Below are 17,472 nucleotides of genomic sequence, written 5' to 3'. Positions count from 1 at the left end.
CCATGAAACGATTCGCCATCCTCCTCGCCTTCTCGCTGCTGGCCGGGTGCGCCACCACGCCCGCCGTGTTCACCGATTACGACCCTGGCGTGAACTTCGGCCAGTACCAGACGTATCGCTGGGAAAAGCGTCCTGAAGGTTTCTCTCCGTTGCAGACGCAGCGCCTGGTCGCCGCGATCGACGCCAAGCTGCGCGAACGCGGCTGGACGCAGTCGACCAACGCGCAGGTCACGCTCGCCGGCAGCATCGTCACCGAACGCCGCGTACGCGTGGATACCTGGAACAACGGCCCGATGTGGGGCGGCTGGGGCTGGGGCGGTTGCTGCTGGGGCCCGGGCTGGGGCGCGTGGGGCGGCTGGAACACCTCCACCACCGTGCGCGATTACACCTACGGCACGCTGGTGCTCGACATGTTCGACGCGCAGACGCAGCGTCCGCTGTGGCGCGGTATCGCGATGGGCACCGTCCCGGACTCGCCGATCGCGCAGACCAACGCGATGCAGTCCAGCGTCGACCGGATCTTCGCGCAGTTCCCGCCGACCTCGGCCGCCGCGCAGATGCCCTGACGCAACGCCCAAACCTCGCATCCACGAACGGGAGCCTCGCGCTCCCGTTTCGTTTTTTGCGGCGCGGGCGGTCGGCTGACGTATACTCCACCCCAGTACCCGAGCGGGTGGCCGTCGTGCCCCATTCCCCCGAAGAAAAGAAGCGCGTCCAGGCCCGCATCCGCCGCATCAAGGGGCAGGCCGACGCGCTGGAGCGCGCGCTGGACGCCGGCGCCGAATGCGGCGCCGTGCTGCAGCAGATCGCGGCGATCCGCGGCGCGGTGAACGGGCTGATGTCCGAAGTGCTCGAAGCGCACATCCGCGAGGAATTCGGCCAGGCCGCGTCGTCGCAGGAAGAGCGCGCCGAACGCGTCGCCGAACTCGCCGGGCTCGTCCGCTCGTACCTCAAGTAATCGTCCTTCCCCATTTCCAGGAGTCGCCATGAAATCCCGTGCCGCCGTCGCCTTCGCCGCAGGGCAGCCCTTGCAGATCGTCGAGATCGACGTCGCGCCGCCCAAGGCCGGCGAGGTGCTGGTGAAGATCACCCACACCGGCGTGTGCCACACCGATGCGTTCACGCTCAGCGGCGACGATCCCGAAGGGCTGTTCCCGTGCGTGCTCGGCCACGAGGGCGCGGGCGTGGTGATCGAAGTGGGCGAGGGCGTCACCAGCGTGAAGCCGGGCGACCACGTGATTCCGCTGTACACCGCCGAATGCGGGCAGTGCCTGTTCTGCAAGTCCGGCAAGACCAACCTGTGCGTGGCCGTGCGGGCGACGCAGGGCAAGGGCGTGATGCCCGACGGCACCACGCGCTTTTCGTACAACGGCCAGCCGCTGTACCACTACATGGGCTGCTCGACCTTCAGCGAATACACGGTCGTGGCCGAAGTCTCGCTGGCGAAGATCAACCCCGAGGCCAACCACGAGCACGTCTGCCTGCTCGGCTGCGGCGTGACCACCGGCATCGGCGCGGTGCACAACACGGCCAAGGTGGCCGAAGGCGATTCGGTCGCGGTGTTCGGCCTCGGCGGCATCGGCCTTGCGGTGATCCAGGGCGCGCGCCAGGCGAAGGCCGGTCGCATCATCGCCATCGACACCAATCCATCGAAGTTCGACCTCGCGCGCAGCATGGGCGCGACCGACTGCGTGAATCCCAAGGAGCACGACAAGCCCATCCAGCAGGTGATCGTCGAGATGACCGGCTGGGGCGTGGACCATTCCTTCGAATGCATCGGCAACGTCAACGTGATGCGCGCGGCGCTGGAATGCGCGCATCGCGGCTGGGGCCAGTCGGTGATCATCGGCGTCGCCGGCGCGGGCCAGGAAATCAGCACGCGTCCGTTCCAGCTCGTCACCGGGCGCAAGTGGATGGGTACGGCGTTCGGCGGCGTGAAGGGCCGCTCGCAGCTGCCGGGCATGGTCGAGGACGCCATGCGCGGCGACATCGAGCTGGCGCCGTTCGTGACGCACACGATGCCGCTGGACGACATCAACGACGCCTTCGACCTGATGCATGAGGGCAAGTCGATCCGCAGCGTGATTCATTACTGAGAGGCGTCACGCTGGAAGCTGTCATTCCCGCGAAGGCGGGAATCCATTTCTCCGCCGCAATTCCGCTCTTCGTCAGCAGTGACGTCCGCACGCATGGATTCCCGCCTTCGCGGGAATGACAGCAACAGGAGCGAAGCGCGGGGTCACACATCAGTAAGCACGGAAGGACCATGGAACGCATCGAACACCGCGCCTGCTTCGGCGGCTGGCAGCACGTTTACCGGCATCACGCGAAGTCGCTCGACTGCGAGACGACGTTCGGCGTCTACCTGCCGCCGCAGGCGGAGCAGCGTTCCTGCCCCGTGCTGTACTGGCTGAGCGGGCTGACCTGCACCGAGCAGAACTTCATCACCAAGGCCGGCGCGCAGCGCTATGCGGCCGAGCACGGCGTGATCCTGGTTGCGCCGGATACGAGCCCGCGCGGCCCGGGTGTCGCGGATGCCGAAGGCTACGACCTCGGCATCGGCGCGGGTTTCTACGTCGATGCGACGCAGGCCCCGTGGTCGAAGCACTACCGCATGTTCGACTACGTCTCGCGCGAGTTGCCCGACCTGATCGAAGCGCAGTTCCCCGCCACGAAGGCACGTGCGATCAGCGGCCATTCGATGGGCGGACACGGCGCGCTTGTCGTCGCGCTGAAGAACCCGGGGCGGTATCGCAGCGTCTCGGCGTTCTCCCCGATCGTGGCGCCGACGCAGGTGCCGTGGGGACAGAAGGCGTTCGCGGCGTACCTGGGCGAGCATCGCGAGGCATGGAAGGCATGGGACGCGACGGCGCTGATCGCATCGGCGCCCGAGCGCCTTCCGCTGCTGGTCGACCAGGGCGAGGCCGATGAATTCCTCGCGACGCAGCTGCAGCCGCAGCGCTTGCGCGAAGCCTGCGAAGCGGTGGGGCATCCGCTCGAACTGCGCATGCAGCCGGGCTACGACCACAGCTACTACTTCATCGCCAGCTTCATCGGCGACCACATCGCGCACCACGCCGCTGCGCTGGAGGCGTAGCGGCGCTCAGGCCAGCGTGAAGTCGGTATAGGCGAAGCGTCCGTCGCGCAGCACCGTTTCGCCTTCGCGCACCTGCAACGGTGCGCGGAACATCGGGCCGTCGTGCACGAGCGTGTGGAACTCGCCGTTCTCGCCGCACGGATCGCAACCATCGGGCAATTGCGCGATGAGCGCCGCGTCGAACTCGAGGCCGGCGAAGCGCACGTCCAGTTGCTCCGTATCGACGCAGCACAGGCGTGCGCGCAGGCCGCCGTCGCGCATCTCGCGCGCGAGGCGCGCGGTGTCGCATCCGAAGAGCGGCGTGTCGATCTTCCAGCCGAGGCGCGCGCACAGCGATTCGCGCCACGCGCGTACATCGGCGAGGAACAGGTCGCCGAACGCGATGGTGTCCATCTCGGGCCAGCGCTCGCGTGCGCGCGAAAGTGCCTCGGCGAACGAGGCTTCGTACGTCGCGTTGTCGCATTGCGCCGGAATTCGCGCTTCGATCAGCGCAAGCCCGGCGGCGTCGGCCTGCGCGTGCAGGATGTCGCGGCGGATGCCCTGCATCGACACGCGGTCGTATTCGTCGGTGATCGTGGTGAGCAGCGCGACGACCTCATCGCCGCGATGGCGCATGGCGTGGAGCGTCCATGCGGCATCCTTGCCGCCGCTCCACGACAGCAACCGCGGGCTCATGCCGCGGTGACGTCCCTCAGTTCCCATGCGCTGCCGGCCAGCCAGCGCAGGCGCTGGCGGAGGATCTCGCCGCCGATGCGCGTGGTCGCGACCAGGTCGATGTGCAGGTCGTGCTGCGCACCCTGCACGACGGCATCCGGATCGGTTTCGCCCAGCGCGGGGTCGACCGCGTCCGGATCGTCCTGCTTCATCTTCCAGCGTTCGAAGAGCGACGGCTCGCGCAGCGCGGCCTGCAGCTGCTCGGCGAAACCGTCGGGGCTGACCGCGGTGAAAGACAGCGACGAGTCGCCGCCGCGCGCACGCTGCGCGTCGGGAAGGCGGATGTAATAACGCGTGGCCATCGTGGGTCTCCTGATAGGAGCGTCCAGTTTATGGACGTGAATATCCCCGCGCCGTGATGGATGCGGCGGACGCCGAAGCCGCCCGCCGCGTACGTCACGCAGTGAACTTCTGCCCTTCCGCCGCGAAGCCCACCACCACCGCGCCCTTGCCGACGTTGACCATGCCGGTCAGGCTCATGACGCTTTCGAACAGCTCGACGTTGTTCGACGCGCAGGCATCGCGCAGGCGTTCGTAGCCGGGCAGCGCGCGCAGGCCTTCGAGTTCGCCGCCGTAGCTCAGGCACATCGTCGGCGTCAGCAGTTCGCCGCGTTCCACGCGCTGGGAGACATGCTCGAACAGCTTCTGCACCGCCGGCTCGAAGCCCTTGATCTTCGCCACCGGGCCGGTTTCGCCGCGGTTGGCGTGCAGGATCGGCTTGATGTCCAGCGCGCTGCCGAGCGCCGCGCTCAGGAAACCGACGCTGCGATCGCCCTTGGCGCGCGCACGGTTGCGCAGGTAATAGAGATCCGGCGGCACCATGTAGCCCTGCGTATGCAGCGCGAGGTGCTCCAGCCGTGCGCGGATCTTCGGCGCGCCTTCGCCCGCAGCGCGCAGGCGGATGGCCTCCACCGCCGTCACGCCCTGCGCGGCGAACAGGTTCTGCGTATCCACCACGCGCAGCGCGAACGGCGTCGTGTTGCCGGCGGCAGCGCGCACGGGCTTGTAGTCGTTGAGGATCGCGAAACTCGCCTGCTGCGCGTTGTCGAAGATCGGACTGCGCGTCTTCGTGATCGTCATGCAGAAGACGTAGTCGTAATCGATCACCAGCCGCTGCAGGAACAGGTCCTGGATCTGCTGGACCGTGTACGGCATGGTCTGCGCCTCGTGGCCGCGTTCGGCGACGTGGGCGTGCAGGAACTCGAGCGTGGCTTGCTCGTCGCGATGATCGGCGAGCACCGCCTCGCCGATGCGGACGGTGATGGGCAGCACGGAGACCTCGTGCTGCTCGAGGTATTGCAAAGGCAGGTCGCAGGCGGAATCGACGACGAGACCGATGCGCATGGTTCCCCTCCCGGAAAGAGCGCTGGCTTTCGAAGTGTGACGGCCAGCATACCTTGTCCGAGACGGATGTCCGTGCGGCGCCGCCGCATGACGCTGCGCGTCAGCGTCGGCGCTGCAGACCCACCGGTAGCCCGCTCACGCGGCGCATTTCCTCGTCCTGCAGCAGCGAGGCATCGTGCATCGCGGCGAGGGCGAAGTCGGTGGCGTCGTACCCCCAGAACAGCTCGTCGCCGACCGACAGCGTCGGCACGCCGTAGACGCCGGCGGCGATGGCCGCATCGGTGTTCGCGCGCAGGGCGGCCTTGGTCTGGTCGGCGTCGAGCGCGTCGGCTGGGACGTCCAGCGCGGCCATCAGCGGCACCAGTGCCTCGACGCTGTCGCCGGGGCGGCCGTGGGTCCATATCCAGTCGAAGATCGAGTCCACCGCCTCGGGCGTGTCGCCGGCGGCGATGCTCAGCCGCAGCGACGCCAGCGGATTGAACGGATGCGCCGGCGGGAAGCGCAGCGTCACGCCCGCCTGCCGCGCCAGCCACAGGACGTGGCGGTAGGTGAATTCGCGCTTGCCGGGGATTTCCGCCGGACCCTTCTGCCCGCGGGCGTCGAGCACCGCGGCGAACACGATCGGCACCAGCCGCACCGGCGTGCCGGCCGCCTCGCGCTCGCGCAGCAGCGGTTTCAGCCGCTGCCACTGCAGGTACGAGAACGGCGAGATGAAGTCGAAGTACCAGGTCAGCGAGGCGTCCATGCAGGCGTCCTCAATGCCACGCGCCGAGGATCAATCCGTACAGGCAGAACTGGGCGATGTGGTAGCCGGCGTCGATCATCCACAGCTTCAGGCTGCGCTGGGCGAAGGCGTAGTTGATGCCGAAGCTCATCGCCACGAAGAACAGGCCGACCACGAAGCCCGCGCCGAAGCCGTCGGCGGCCGTCGCGGTGGGCGGCAGGAAGTTGGCGAACATCACCGCCGCCAGCAGGCTGCACACGAACGCGGTGGCGAAGATGCGCGCGGGATGACGCGGCGCGGTGTCCGGATCGATGCCCGCCTCGCGGCACCAGGCGCGCTTGAACAGCGGCCCATACCAGAGGCCGCCCAGGACGAAGGAAGACACGGCGGCGGCGATCGCCGCGACCCAGTTGAAGTCGACGTGCGGAAGCGGAGGCATGGCGGGCGTCCTGTGCGTGGCGCGCGGGTGTGTGGCGCGAGGCGGTCAGGATAAGCCGGCGTCGGTATGGCGGCGAAGGCCGCCGCTTTCCGAGAAGTCGGAAGCCTCGAATTTCCGTCATCCCGGCGGAGGCCGGGATCCAGGCCGAGTGCGTGGGGGCACTCCCGTAGTGCGCACCCACGTCACCGTCATCCCCGCGAAGGCGGGGATCCAAGTCCGGCTATGTCACCTCTTCCGTCACGTGTGATGTACGGAAAGATGGATTCCCGCCTTCGCGGGAATGACAGCAGATGGCTGACGCCGGATATATCGCGTGGGTCGCCCTCACCCGAACCCCTCTCCTGTGGGGAGATGGGTTAGAGACGTCGCCGACGCCGCGCGTAAGGGGCTGCTATCTCGCCGCTACCTCACCGCCCCGACGCCGGATACGCCCGCGGCAGTCCGCCGTCGGCGGCCGGGGCGGCGGTCTTGAGGTAGCGGTCGCGCAGTTCGGTCTGGCGGCTGCGCATCGGGATCGCGCGGCCGTCCATCCATACCTGCAGGGCGACGGCGTTCACTTCCAGCGGATCGCCGCTCCACAGCACCAGGTCGGCGCGCTTGCCCGGCGCGATGGTGCCGAGCCGGTCGGCGACGCCGAAGGCTTCGGCGGGCACGCGCGTCAGGCCGGCAAGGCCGTCCTCCCACGCCAGGCCATTGGCCACCGCATTGCCGGCGAGCTGGCGGATCTTGCGCGCGTTGTGCGACGCATCGCCGGCCTGCGTGAAGCCGACCTGCACGCCCGCCGCGCGCAGCCGGGCCGCGTTCTCCATCGTCGAGCCGAGCTTGTCGAAATCCGACGGCAGGTTGCCCAGCGGATTGACGAACACCGGCACCTTCGCCGACGCGAGCATCGGCGCCACGCGCCACGCTTCGGCGCCGCCGGCGATGGCCACGCGCACGTTGTGGCGCTGCGACCAGCGCAGCAGCTGGCGGATGTCGGCGGCGCGATCGACCTCGACCACCACGCGACCGCCGCCGCCGATGTACTTCGCCAGCGCGGCGCGACCGGCGGGCGTCAGCAGCGCGGCGTTCGCGTCGGGCGAAATGCGCCCGCGCACTTCGTCGATCAGCTGGTCCAGGATCATCCACTGCGCCGCGCGCGAGTTGCCCGACAGCCCGGCCGCGTCGCCGCCGATGCGCAGGAACAGCTCGCGCGGGCCGATCGGATCGGCGCTGCCGTCCAGGCGCACGATGCCGCCCTGGCCGGCGACGATCGAACCACCCGTCGCGGTGCCGGCGCCGAGCAGCGTCCAGCCGATGCCCTCGATGCGCGTCACCGGCACCAGGATCGAATCCGGGTTGTAGGCCAGCGTCACGTCGAACTCCGGCCGCACCGTCATCTGCTTGGTGTCGGCGCCCAGCGCGAGCGTGTTGTCGACGGTGTCCTTCTCGCCGGAGACTTCCTCCAGGCCGATCTCGGTGATGCCGCCGAACAGCGTCGGCGTCACCGAGCGGCCCTGCGCGTCGACCACCTGCGCGCCCGCCGGTGCGGACAGCCCGGTGCCGACGGCGCGGACCGTGCCGCCGGAGACGAGCACGTCGGCGTTCTTCAGCGTGCCCTGCGCACCGGCCGTGTGCACGGTGGCGTTGCGGATCAGCAGTTCCTGCGCGCCGGCGCCCATCGACGCCAGCAGCAGGCCGATGAAGAGGAAGCTGCGCGTGGGCGAATACCACCGCGACCAGCCCGCGTCGCGTTCGCAGCACGCCAGTTCGAAGGTGTCGACCGGGCGGTTGTGCCGCGACCGACGGAACTCGATGAAGCGCCTCATTCCACACCTCCTGCGCTCGTGCCGGCGGCCGCGCCCTGTCCGAGCATGAAATCCGAGACCGGCTGGCGCGAGCGGTCGTTGCGATCGAACACGCGCGCACCGTCGATGTACACCTGCTCGGCGTGCGCGTAGACGCTGAAGGGACTGCCGTTCCACACCACGACGTCGGCCATCTTGCCGGGCTCCAGCGTGCCGGTTTCCGCGTCGATGCCCAGCGCCTTGGCGGCGTTCTGCGTCATCCAGCGGATCGCGCGCTCGGGCGGGATGTCCATGCCGGCGAGCTTCGCGTGCGCCATCACCTTGGCCGCTTCCTGGTTGAGGCGCTGGATGCCTTCCTCCGAATCCGAATGCACGATCGCGCAGCTGTTGGGCGGGCGATCGACCAGCGCGATGTTTTCCTGGATGCCGTCGAAGGCTTCCATCTTGAAGCCCCACCAGTCGGCCCACAGCGCGCCGCAGACGTTCTCGGCGGCGAGGCGGTCGGCCAGCTTGTAGGCCTCCACGCCGTGGTGGAACGCGGCGACCTTGAAGCCGAATTCCTTCGCCAGGTCGAGCATCACCGCCATCTCGTCGGCGCGGTAGCAGTGGATGTGCACGCGGATGTCGCCGTTGATCGCGCCGGCCAGCGTGTCGAGCTTCAGGTCGCGCTTGCCGCCGGTGTCCTTGTCGCTCTCGCCGGCGTCGTTGGCCGACTGCCACCAGCGGCGCTTCTTCTCCGGCTCGTCCTTCTTCTTGCCGCCGTTCTTGGTGAGGTATTCGCTGGCGTCGATGAATGCGGCGCGATAGCCGGCGACGTTGCCCATGCGCGTGGCCGGGCCGCTCTTGCCGCCGTAGACGCGCTTGGGGTTCTCGCCGCAGGCCATCTTCAGGCCCCACGGCGCGCCCGGGAATTTCATGCCCTGGTAGGTCGTGGCCGCGACGTTCTTGAGCGTCACGCCGCGGCCGCCGATCAGGTTCGCGCTGCCGGGCAGTACCTGCAGCGACGTGATGCCGCCGGCCAGCGCGGTGGCGAAGCCCGGATCCTGCGGCCACACCGAATGCTCGGCCCACACGTTCGGGGTCACCGGCGCGGTCATCTCGTTGCCATCGCTGTGCGCGCTGACGCCGGGGCTCGGGTAGACGCCCAGGTGCGAGTGCACGTCGATCAGGCCCGGCGTCACCCACTTGCCGGTGCCGTCCACGCGGGTTGCGCCGGCCGGCGCCTGCAGTCCGGTGCCGACCGCGACGACCTTGCCGTCCTGCAGCAGGACGTCGGCGCCCTCCAGCCGCTGGCCTGTGCCGGTGAGCACGGTCGCGCCGGAGATCAGCACCGGCGCGGCGGCGATGCGCTGGTAGGTGCTGGGATAGGGGTCTTCGGTGAAGCGGGAGCGGGATTTGGCCGACGAGCCGGCCTGCGGGTTGCCTGGCGAATCCGGCGGCGCGGCGTGCGCGGCGCCGATCGCCAGCGCCGCGATCAACGCGGCGGCGAGAGGTCGATGCATGGAGGTCCCCGGGTGAGTACGGCTCACAACGTCCCACCGTAGCCGCGCCGGCGCGGCGATGCCAACCCTGACGATGGTCATGGACGGCGTGACACAATGCCCGATTAGGCGCATCGGACTCGATGCGTACTGCAGCACACACAACTACAAGAGGAGCCATCCCCCATGAAAGACAAGGAACAGATCGTCGACAACTGGCTGCCGCGCTACACCGGCGTGCCGCTGGACCAGTTCGGCGAACACGTGCTGCTGACCAACTTCGGCGGTTACGTGAACATCTTCTCGCGCATGACCGGCGCGCCGGTGGTCGGCATGGACCGCCCGATGCCCAGCTGCACGCACGACGGCATCACCATGATCAACTTCGGCATGGGCAGCCCGAATGCGGCGACGATCATGGACCTGCTCAGCGCCATCTCGCCCAAGGCCGTGCTGTTCCTGGGCAAGTGCGGCGGCCTGAAGCGGAAGAACCAGCTGGGCGACCTCATCCTGCCGATCGCGGCGATCCGCGGCGAGGGCACCAGTGACGACTACCTGCCCCCGCAGGTGCCCGCGCTGCCGGCCTTCGCGCTGCAGCGCGCGGTGTCGACGATGATCCGCGACCTCGCGCTCGACTACTGGACCGGCACCGTCTACACGACCAACCGCCGCGTCTGGGAGCACGACGAAGCCTTCAAGGAACGCCTGCGTGCGATGCGCTGCATGGCCATCGACATGGAAACGGCGACGATCTTCGCCGCCGGCTTCGCCAACCGCATTCCCTGCGGTGCGCTGCTGCTGGTATCGGACCAGCCGATGATCCCCGAAGGCGTTAAGACCGAAGCGTCGGATGCGCGCGTATCGGCGGACTACGTCGACAACCACATCAACGTCGGCATCGAGGCGCTGAAGCTGATCCGTCGAAACGGAAAGTCGGTGCGTCACCTCCGCTTCGACGAGTGACGAACCCGATACGGGCACCGCAACGAACGAAGGCCGGCAATCGCCGGCCTTCGTGTTTTAGTGCGACGTGCGAACGATCGCGTCAGTCGCAGACCATCTGCCACTCGTAGGTCTGCGTGTCTTCATCGAACACCTGCTGCGCCGTGCACGCCGGCGGCGGCGCCTGCGACGCATCCGACGTGTCCAGCGCCGTGGCGAACGACTGCATCGCCAGCGAATTGGCGCCGCAGAGTTTCGCGATGGGCGGCGCGGGTGCGCCCGAAGGCTGGCAATAGACACGCGCAGGCGTGCAGATCAGGAAGCAGTCGTACTGCGCGAAGGCGAAACCGGGAACGAACAGGCCCGCCAGCAGGATGGCGGCGAGGAGCATCTGTTTCATGGGATTTCCCTCAGGGAAACGGGAGCGGGGCGGTGTACTTGCGGGAATCGGACCAGGGGGACGGTCCATCCGAGCGTAACCAAGGGCCCGTTCGCTCGGCACGAAGACCGTCCGTTCAGTCTTGTGGAGATCGTGTCAAGGCGCCGTGGAGGCCCCGGAATCGGCCCCGCGCACGCCCTTTCAAGGTTCGCCACAGGTCGCAGTGCATGCGACCTCCCGCAGGCACACTGTCCTCCGTGGAAAGGAGCGTGCCGGGGAGGCCCAAAATGGAGAAGTTGCTGTATCTGGCGCTGGGCGCCGTTCTGACCTGGGGGTTCTATTTCCTCCAGCGCCGCGTCGAACGACGCAGCGCGGTGGAGGCGATCGAACGCAACCAGAAACTGCTCGACCTCAAGCAGGGGCTCGACGAATCCAACACCAATCTCGACGACCTGCGTCGCCTCGAACATCGGCTGATCGGCAAGGCCGAAACGGCGGCGCGCATCGCCGACAACTACTTCACCAAGGCCGAGGAAGTCGCGCGACAGAGCGACGATTCGGCCGTCACGCAGCGCGACATGAACCAGCAGGCCCTCGAGGAATTCCACAGCGCCGACGCGCGGCTGACGACCGTGGTCGCGCACCTGCGTCGCCAGCTCGACGAGGAAACGCTCGCCGTCTTCGACGACGCGCACCGCAGCTGGCTGCAGTTCCGCGAGCGCTACGCGCGGTTCGTATCGCAGTCCTACGCCGGCGGCGCGATCCGCCCGCTGATCCACGCCGTGACGCTGGAAAGCATCACGCAGCTGTGGACGGAGGAACTGGAGACGCAGCTGGGCGACGAGTCGTTGTGAATGCGGTCGACTGATCCAGGCGCCTCTCCTGCATGCGGGAGAGGAGTTGGGGTGAGGATGCGACGCGCGAACACCCGATCACCAGAACGCATGCATTAGCCTTTCGGCTTTCGCCATCCATCCCGCGCCCATGCACACCACGCCCCAGGACCTCCTCACCTTCTGGCACCAGGCCGGCTACGAACGCTGGTTCGCGCGCGACGACGCGTTCGACGCGCGCTGCGGCGATTTCCTCGATGCGCACTTCGCCGCGGCGCGACGCGAGCTCGATCACTGGATGGACACCGCCGACGGCGCGCTTGCGCTGTGCCTGCTGCTCGACCAGATCCCGCGCAACGCCTTCCGCGGCAGCGGCCACGCGTTCGCGACCGACCCGCTCGCGCGCCATTACGCGGCGCGCGCGATCGATCGCGGCGACGACCTCGCGGTCGATGCGGCGCTGCGTCCGTTCTTCTACATGCCGTTCGAACATTCCGAGTCGATGGAAGACCAGGAGCGCTCGATCGCGCTGGCCTCGACGCTGGGCGGCGATGCCGGCAGGGGCTATCTGGAATACGCCATCAAGCATCGCGACGTGATCGCCCGCTTCGGCCGGTTCCCGCATCGCAACGCGATCCTCGGTCGCGAAACGACCGCCGAGGAACAGGCCTATCTCGACGCCGGTGGCGGCTTCTGAAACAAAGAAAAACGCCGTAGCCGGGGACGCGAGGGTCCGGGGAGCGGCTACGGCGTTCGGGAAACGTGCGCGGCAAGCGCCGCAGGCCTGAGGCTAAGCGTTGCGGCCCGCACGTTGCGGTTCCACGCGGCGAAGCGTGGCGGGGATGCGGTGAGGCGAGCGGTGTCGTTCAGAAGAAGCGCCGTCATCCCCGCGTTTGCGGGAACGACGGTGACGTTGTTCACCGGCGCGGGAGTGCCCGCGGGTTACGGGCCTGGATCCCGGCTTTCGACGGGATGACGGCTTCGGACACGTTCCTGCGGACCCCGAATCCCGAATCCCGCCTCAGTACTTCGGGATCGCCGCGTCGAAGTCCGCCCACGCGTCGATGCCGCCGACGACGTTGTAGACCTCGCGGAAACCCAGGCCGCGGAAGTGTTCCGCCGCCTGCTGGCTGCGGCCGCCGTGATGGCACAGGAAGGCGAGCGGCGTGTCTTTCGGCAGCCCCTGCAGGGCCTCGATGCCGCCGTCGAGCGTGTCGAAGGCGACCGGCGAGGCGGCCAGCGAGCGCTCGTCGGCCGGTCGCACGTCCACCAGGCGCAGCGCACCGGCGCGAACGCGCGCGTCGGCCTCGTGCGGCGACAGCGTCCGCACCGGCGGCGCGGCGAGCGGATGCGTCACGGCCAAGCCGCGGCCGCGTTCGTCGTCGACCCAGTCGATGCTGATGCCGTCGGCGCGACGCACCTGCAGCGCGTCGGTCTGCAGTCGCACGCCTTCGATCTCGATCGCCACCGCGTTCGCGTCGATCGGCGCCAGCTGCAGGCGCACGTTGTGGCGCGCGTCGATGTCGATCTGCACGGCGTAACCGCCGCCGGCGTTGTCGATCGCGCTGCGCAGCATGTCGAGCGCTTCGGGCGTGATGGTGAACTCCGGCGGACGGCGGTCCGGCGGCGGCAGGCCGAGCGCGGTGTGCAGCTCGCCGCTGCCGGCCATCTGCTCGACGATGTCGCTGCCGCCGACGAGCTCGCCGTCGATGTACAGCTGCGGGATCGTCGGCCAGTTGCCGTACTGCTTGATGCCTTCGCGGATGTCGGCGTCGGCCAGCACGTTCACGTGCGCGTAGCCGTCCGGCAGCAGCGCGTTGAGCACTCCGACGGCCTTGGCCGAGAACCCGCACTGCGGCGCTTCGGGCGCGCCCTTCATGAACAGGACGACGCGGTTGGACTGCAGCAGGGTTTCGATGCGCGAACGCAGCGCGGGGTCGAGCGACATGGGCGGACTACCGGGTGGGAATGGGGTGCATGTGGGGGCGGGGACGGGGTTTGGCAAGGTAAGGGTCGCGTGGCCGCGCTGCCGCGCAGCCGCGCAGCCGTCAGAGCCGGTTGCCATGATCACCGTCATCCCGGCGAAAGCCGGGACCCAGGCCCGCAGCCTCCGGGCACTCCGGGCTCGGCGAACCACCATGCTCGTCATTCCAGCGAAAGCTGGAATCCATTTGACCACGATGCAAAGGGCACGAAATTCGGGACGGAAGCTCCGCAAGTTCGGGCGGTCGTACTTGGCCGACCCTCACCCCAACCCTCTCCCGCAGGGAGAGGGGGTCAGACGCCCAGCCCCGTGCCGTCGCGGCGATATTCCAGTCTTTGCGTACCATCCCCCCATGCTCACGCCCCTCCACCAGCCCCCCCGCCACCCGCACGCATGGGCCTGGATCTTTGGACTCTCGCAAGTGGCCGTCGTGGCGATCTGGTGGCTCTGGGGCTGGAAGGCCGGGCTGCCCGCGCTGCTGGTCACCCATGGCGCGCTCGTCTGGGCCACGTTGCGCCCGCAATCCCGGCTGCTCAGCCCGGTGTTGAGCCGGTTGCCGACGAACGAGCGCGTCGTCTGGCTGACCATCGACGACGGCCCGTCCGACGACACCCGCGCGGTGCTCGACCTGCTCGACCAGCACGATGCGAAGGCCACGTTCTTCCTCGTCGGCGAGCGCGCGCAGGCGCGGCCGGAGCTGGTCGCCGAGATCGTCCGCCGCGGCCACGGCATCGGGCAGCACAGCCACACGCACCCGCAGGCGTGGTTCTGGGCGCTGCCGCCACGCGCGATGCGCGAACAGATCGACCAGGCGCAGGCGGCGCTTACCTTCCTTACCGGAACGCGGCCGCGCTGGTTCCGCGCGGTGGTGGGCATGTCGAATCCGTTCGTCGCCGCATCGCTGAAACGTCACGACCTCGCGCGCGTGGCGTGGTCGGCACGGGGTTACGACGCCGTGCTGCGCGATCCGGCCGGCGTGGTGGCGCGCATCGAACGCGACCTTGCACCCGGTGCGATCGTGCTGCTGCACGAAGGCGCCGCCCACGGCCGCAACGTCGAAACGCTGGCGACGCTGCTGATGCGATTGAAGGCGCTCGGTTTCGGGACGGTGTTGCCGGAGGAACTGGAACCGGCTCCTGCAACCCGAGGCGGCGAACCGCTCAATCGCGCGATGCCACGATCCGGAAATTGTTGAACGGCGTGTTGCCGCGCAGCGACACGAACTCCGAACGCAGGCCGGCGGCATCGAAGCGCGCGCGCAGCATGTCCGCGTCGGGATAGTGGATCGGCGCGGCGTTCATCCAGCCGACGACCTTGGCGAACACGTCCACCGCGCGGGTGACCTGGGCGCGATGGCTGCCGTCGGCCAGGCCCGTGCGGATCACGAGCTTTGCGCCGGGTTCGAGCATGCCGATGCAGGTGTCGATGGCGCGCATCTGCGCGTCTTCGGGCACGAACTGCATCACGTCGAGCAGCGCCACGCTGCCGCGATGCGCCGGCAACTGTGCGCCGAGGTCCGCCGTGCCGAATTCCACGCCGTCGAGCCCGCAACGCGCCGCGGCGCGACGGCCGCGTTCGACCTTGCTCGCGTCGTTGTCGAACCCGCGATACGACATGGTTTGACCTTCGGCACGCAGCGCATGCGCGAGCAGGCCGAGCCCGCAGCCGATGTCCAGCAGCGGCGCGCGCGTGCCGCGCAGCACGTCGCACACGCCGGGGTATAGCGGATCGGTGCCGAGCTTGGTGCGCGCGTAGTAGTAGTCGTACCGGATGTACCAGCGCGGCAGGAACGCGCGCGCGATGTCGTCCGCGCGCTGCGGTGGAAGCGGGCGGACCATCAGGCCGTCTGCGTTCACGTGGGCTCCTTCAGCGTTGCAGCAGCGAACGCGCGGCCGGCAGCGCCAGCGCGGTCCACAGCGTGTACATCGCGGCAGACGGATGCAGCCCGTCGTCGGCGAGCATCTCCGGCTCGGCGCCGCGTTCGCGCGAGATCGGCGTGATGTCGACGTACGCAACCTCATGCGCCTCGCACACGACCTGCGCGGCGGCGTTGTAGGCGTCGAGCTCGGTGGCGACCTGTTCCGGCGTCGCCTGGGTCGTCTTCACGAAGGGCGTCACGCCCCAGTCGGGAATCGACAGCACGAGAACGCGGTTGGCGCGGCCGCGCGCGTAGCGGATCGCGCGCTGCAGCAGCGTCTCGAACTCGCCGCGGAAGTCGATCGCGCTGCGCCCGCGGTACTGGTTGTTCACGCCGATCAGCAGCGTGACGAAATCCCATTCGCCCAGCGGTTCGGCGCCGTCGATGCCCCACGCGAGCTCGTCGGTCGTCCAGCCGGTGGTCGCGATGATGCGCGGATCGGCCAGCGCGATGCCCTCTTCGCGCAGCGCCTTGGCCAGCTGCACCGGCCAGCGGCCGCTTTCGGGCACGCCTTCGCCGATGGTGTAGCTGTCGCCCAGGGCGAGGAAGGACAGCGCGGTGGCGGGCGCGTTCGCCATCAGGCCACCGCGACCTGCGCGTCGGCATCGGCCTGCGCGTAGCGGTCGAGCAGGCGTTCGACGCGGCGGAACACTTCGCGCAGGTCGTCGGGCTGCGGCAGCAACGTCACGCGGAAATGGTTGCGGTACGGCACGTTGAAACTCGAACCCGGCACGACGAGCACGTCTTCGGTTTCCAGCAGTTCCAGCGCGAAACGGTGGTCGTCAAAGCCCTGCGCCGCCGCGCCCGTCACCGCCGGGAACGCATACAGCGCGCCGGCCGGCGCGACGAGTTCGAGGTGGCGGCTCTGCTCGATGCTCTCGATCACCGCGCGGCGCGCCTCGAACAGGCGACCGCCCGGCGCGCATAGCGGCGCGATGGTGTCTTCGCCGTGCAGCGCCGCTTCGATCGCGAACTGGCCCGGCACGTTGGCGCACAGGCGCAACGCGCCAAGCAGGTCCATCGCGTGGTGCAGGTTGCCGCTGGCGACCGGGTCGCCCGACAGCACCGCCCAGCCCACGCGCCAGCCGCAGGCGCGATGCACCTTGCTCAGGCCGCCGAAGGACAGGCACGGCAGGTCGCCGGCGATCGGCGCGATCGGCTCGAACCTGGCGTCGCCGTAGAGGATCGAGTCGTAGATCTCGTCGCACATCAGCAGCAGCTTGTGGCGCTGCGCGATGGCGACGATCTGCTCCAGCAGCTCGCGCGGGTACGCTGCGCCGGTCGGATTGTTCGGGTTGATCAGCACGATGGCGCGCGTGCGGCTGGACACCAGCGACGCGATTTCATCCGGATCGGGCAGGAAGCCGTTTTCCGGCAGGCAGCGGTAATAGACCGGGCGCCCGTCGTTGAGGATGGTCGCGGCCGACCACAGCGGGTAGTCGGGCGAGGGCAGCAGGACTTCGTCGCCGGGATTGAGCAGTGCGCGCAGCGACAGGTCGATCAGCTCGCTCACGCCGTTGCCGACGAACACGCGCTCCGGGCTCGCGTTCGGCGTGCCGCGCTGCTTGTGGAAAGCGGCGATGGCCTCACGCGCCTGCGGCAGGCCCTGCTGGTGCGTGTAGGGGTCGGTGTCGGCGATGCGGTCCGCGATGGCGCGCTGCAGGTGCTCCGGCGCGCGGAAACCGAACGCGCCCGGGTTGCCGATGTTGAGCTTGATCAGCTTGCGCCCCTGGCCCTCCAGCTCGCGGGCTCGCCGTGCCAGTTCACCGCGGATCTCGTAACGGACTTCGGACAGGCGTTCGCGGGTCTTCACGGGGGGCAGGGACATTG

Annotated in this window: 20 protein-coding genes; 8 read left to right on the top strand and 12 right to left on the bottom strand. The window is 68.8% G+C overall.

Annotation, left to right across the window (positions count from 1 at the left end):
* The first annotated feature begins 2 nt into the window (after positions 1–2).
* The 4 genes from ABIE51_RS18935 to fghA all read left to right on the top strand — a co-directional run bounded on the left by ABIE51_RS18935 (position 3) and on the right by fghA (position 3,097).
* Positions 3–566: a DUF4136 domain-containing protein gene (locus tag ABIE51_RS18935; protein ID WP_192632671.1), complete on the top strand. Its 564-nt coding sequence runs from the start codon at positions 3–5 to the stop codon at positions 564–566.
* A 116-nt stretch (positions 567–682) separates the two neighbouring features.
* Positions 683–958, top strand: coding sequence for a formaldehyde-responsive transcriptional repressor FrmR (gene frmR, locus ABIE51_RS18930; RefSeq protein ID WP_115842089.1), 276 nt, complete (start codon positions 683–685; stop codon positions 956–958).
* A gap of 28 nt (positions 959–986) precedes the next feature.
* Positions 987–2,096, top strand: a complete 1,110-nt coding sequence (locus ABIE51_RS18925) for an S-(hydroxymethyl)glutathione dehydrogenase/class III alcohol dehydrogenase (protein WP_192632672.1) — start codon at positions 987–989, stop codon at positions 2,094–2,096.
* Positions 2,097–2,266: 170 nt separating this feature from the next.
* Complete coding sequence (gene fghA, locus ABIE51_RS18920; protein WP_192632673.1) at positions 2,267–3,097, top strand: S-formylglutathione hydrolase; 831 nt, start codon at positions 2,267–2,269, stop codon at positions 3,095–3,097.
* 6 nt (positions 3,098–3,103) lie between these two features.
* On the opposite strand, the gene ABIE51_RS18915 is transcribed toward fghA, so the two are convergent.
* The 7 genes from ABIE51_RS18915 to ABIE51_RS18885 form a co-directional block, all read right to left on the bottom strand.
* Entirely contained in the window at positions 3,104–3,772 is a 669-nt protein-coding gene (locus ABIE51_RS18915; RefSeq protein WP_192632674.1) for a Dph6-related ATP pyrophosphatase, read from the bottom strand.
* A complete protein-coding gene (locus tag ABIE51_RS18910; RefSeq protein ID WP_115841999.1) occupies positions 3,769–4,113 on the bottom strand; it encodes a hypothetical protein in 345 nt (114 codons plus the stop codon). Before ABIE51_RS18910 ends, ABIE51_RS18915 begins: the two co-directional genes overlap by 4 nt.
* A 94-nt stretch (positions 4,114–4,207) precedes the next feature.
* Complete coding sequence (locus ABIE51_RS18905; protein ID WP_192632675.1) at positions 4,208–5,155, bottom strand: DegV family protein; 948 nt, start codon at positions 5,153–5,155, stop codon at positions 4,208–4,210.
* Between the two features lie 100 nt (positions 5,156–5,255).
* Positions 5,256–5,900 (bottom strand): 2-hydroxychromene-2-carboxylate isomerase, encoded by a 645-nt coding sequence (locus ABIE51_RS18900; protein WP_192632676.1) that lies wholly within the window; start codon positions 5,898–5,900, stop codon positions 5,256–5,258.
* Positions 5,901–5,910: 10 nt separating this feature from the next.
* Complete coding sequence (locus ABIE51_RS18895; protein WP_115841996.1) at positions 5,911–6,318, bottom strand: DUF1761 domain-containing protein; 408 nt, start codon at positions 6,316–6,318, stop codon at positions 5,911–5,913.
* A 407-nt stretch (positions 6,319–6,725) separates the two neighbouring features.
* Entirely contained in the window at positions 6,726–8,126 is a 1,401-nt protein-coding gene (locus tag ABIE51_RS18890) for an amidohydrolase family protein (RefSeq protein ID WP_354504725.1), read from the bottom strand.
* Complete coding sequence (locus ABIE51_RS18885; protein ID WP_192632677.1) at positions 8,123–9,607, bottom strand: amidohydrolase; 1,485 nt, start codon at positions 9,605–9,607, stop codon at positions 8,123–8,125. Before ABIE51_RS18885 ends, ABIE51_RS18890 begins: the two co-directional genes overlap by 4 nt.
* Positions 9,608–9,772: 165 nt before the next feature.
* On the opposite strand from ABIE51_RS18885, the gene ABIE51_RS18880 reads away from it, so the two are divergent.
* Positions 9,773–10,549: an AMP nucleosidase gene (locus ABIE51_RS18880; protein WP_115841994.1), complete on the top strand. Its 777-nt coding sequence runs from the start codon at positions 9,773–9,775 to the stop codon at positions 10,547–10,549.
* Between the two features lie 82 nt (positions 10,550–10,631).
* On the opposite strand, the gene ABIE51_RS18875 is transcribed toward ABIE51_RS18880, so the two are convergent.
* The gene (locus ABIE51_RS18875; protein WP_192632678.1) at positions 10,632–10,928 is read right to left on the bottom strand and encodes a hypothetical protein; all 297 of its coding nucleotides are present in this window, start codon (positions 10,926–10,928) and stop codon (positions 10,632–10,634) included.
* Positions 10,929–11,194: 266 nt separating this feature from the next.
* Here ABIE51_RS18875 and ABIE51_RS18870 point away from each other — a divergent pair, with 266 nt between their 5' ends.
* Positions 11,195–11,761, top strand: a complete 567-nt coding sequence (locus ABIE51_RS18870) for a lysozyme inhibitor LprI family protein (protein WP_181902762.1) — start codon at positions 11,195–11,197, stop codon at positions 11,759–11,761.
* Between the two features lie 130 nt (positions 11,762–11,891).
* Positions 11,892–12,437: a DUF924 family protein gene (locus tag ABIE51_RS18865; RefSeq protein WP_192632679.1), complete on the top strand. Its 546-nt coding sequence runs from the start codon at positions 11,892–11,894 to the stop codon at positions 12,435–12,437.
* 324 nt (positions 12,438–12,761) lie between these two features.
* On the opposite strand, the gene grxD is transcribed toward ABIE51_RS18865, so the two are convergent.
* Entirely contained in the window at positions 12,762–13,688 is a 927-nt protein-coding gene (gene grxD, locus ABIE51_RS18860; RefSeq protein WP_192632680.1) for a Grx4 family monothiol glutaredoxin, read from the bottom strand.
* A gap of 388 nt (positions 13,689–14,076) precedes the next feature.
* Here grxD and ABIE51_RS18855 point away from each other — a divergent pair, with 388 nt between their 5' ends.
* The gene (locus tag ABIE51_RS18855) at positions 14,077–14,919 is read left to right on the top strand and encodes a polysaccharide deacetylase family protein (protein ID WP_192632681.1); all 843 of its coding nucleotides are present in this window, start codon (positions 14,077–14,079) and stop codon (positions 14,917–14,919) included.
* Here ABIE51_RS18855 and ABIE51_RS18850 read toward each other — a convergent pair.
* Genes ABIE51_RS18850 through ABIE51_RS18840 form a run of 3 tightly spaced genes read right to left on the bottom strand, consistent with a single transcriptional unit; the run spans position 14,885 to position 17,470 of the window.
* On the bottom strand, positions 14,885–15,562 hold the full coding sequence (locus ABIE51_RS18850) for a class I SAM-dependent methyltransferase (RefSeq protein WP_192632891.1): 678 nt from the start codon (positions 15,560–15,562) through the stop codon (positions 14,885–14,887). The two genes, ABIE51_RS18855 and ABIE51_RS18850, sit on opposite strands and share 35 nt — an antisense overlap.
* Positions 15,563–15,590: 28 nt before the next feature.
* Positions 15,591–16,220, bottom strand: a complete 630-nt coding sequence (locus tag ABIE51_RS18845) for an SGNH/GDSL hydrolase family protein (protein ID WP_192632682.1) — start codon at positions 16,218–16,220, stop codon at positions 15,591–15,593.
* The gene (locus ABIE51_RS18840) at positions 16,220–17,470 is read right to left on the bottom strand and encodes an aminotransferase class I/II-fold pyridoxal phosphate-dependent enzyme (protein ID WP_192632683.1); all 1,251 of its coding nucleotides are present in this window, start codon (positions 17,468–17,470) and stop codon (positions 16,220–16,222) included. The genes ABIE51_RS18845 and ABIE51_RS18840 overlap by 1 nt, the downstream gene beginning before the upstream one ends.
* Positions 17,471–17,472 lie beyond the last annotated feature (2 nt).

This window comes from Lysobacter sp. OAE881 (genome assembly GCF_040546665.1).
In the GTDB taxonomy this organism is placed as follows: domain Bacteria; phylum Pseudomonadota; class Gammaproteobacteria; order Xanthomonadales; family Xanthomonadaceae; genus Lysobacter_J; species Lysobacter_J soli.
This window is presented reverse-complemented; position numbering and strand designations above follow the sequence as displayed.